Origin of the sequence: Corynebacterium sp. 13CS0277, assembly GCF_002994655.1 — a bacterium.
In the GTDB taxonomy this organism is placed as follows: Bacteria; Actinomycetota; Actinomycetes; order Mycobacteriales; family Mycobacteriaceae; genus Corynebacterium.
In genome coordinates this window covers 1-863 of record NZ_PPDL01000064.1, presented here as the reverse complement: position 1 = coordinate 863, position 863 = coordinate 1, and the positions used below count along the sequence as shown (strand labels likewise).

1 protein-coding gene is annotated in these 863 nt (G+C 59.3%); it reads left to right on the top strand.

The genetic code is table 11. The annotated features are described in order from the left end of the window. Positions 1 to 82: 82 nt before the first annotated feature. A partial coding sequence (locus C1Y63_RS12435) for an ATP-binding protein (protein ID WP_106016756.1) occupies positions 83 to 863 on the top strand: 781 nt, incomplete at its 3' end.

The following is an 863-nucleotide window of genomic DNA, read 5'->3' as shown; positions in this document are numbered from 1 at the left end:
CGAGATGGATTGCAGTGTGTGGCTTCAGACGACGGGCGCGGATGTTGTCGGATGCGCCGCAGGTGGGATGGAGGATCGGTAGATGACTATTGCTACTGGTGTTCAGGCTGTGTCGCCGCGTGTGGATCAGCTGTTGTCGAGTTTGCGGATGCCGCATCTAAAGAAGGTGTATACCGAGGTGTTGTCAGATGCGACGATTCAGCGGTGGTCGCCGGGAGAGGTTCTTCTTGCCTGCCTGGAGGCGGAAAACGATGGTCGTACGGCGTTGGCGTTGAAGCGGAAGCTGCAGACCTTAGGGGTGCCGTCGTCGCGGACGTTTGAGACCTTTGATCCACAGTTGTCGACGATTCCCCAGCGGAGTTTGAGTTACGTCACCTCGTTGGAGTGGGTGGACAAGGCAGAAAACCTCGTCATTAGTGGCCCGCCGGGCACGGGAAAGACGCACTTGGCGCAGGCGTGTGCGCGTGGCTTGGTCGAGGCTGGTGGTAAGGCGACGTTGATTACTGCGCAGGATCTGTATCGTGCTGTCGCAGCGTATCGGGTCGATGGTGGGATCGAGGCGGAGATCGCCAAGATTTTGCGTCATGACCTCGTCGTTATCGATGAGGTCGGGATGTTGCCGTTGCCGGCGGAGGCTGCGGAGGGCTTCTTCCGGCTTGTGGAGGCGGCGTATGAGAACACCAGCATCGCGATCACGACGAATGTGGAGCCAGGGAACTTCGACAAGATTCTGCCGAAGAACCTAGCGCTTCCCACTGTGGATCGTCTGATGCATCATGCGGTGCATCTTCGGACGTCGGGCCGTTCGGTGCGGCAGCTGCAGTATCAGCAGCGCAACGGAGCTGAGGCTGAGAAGGGGGTGG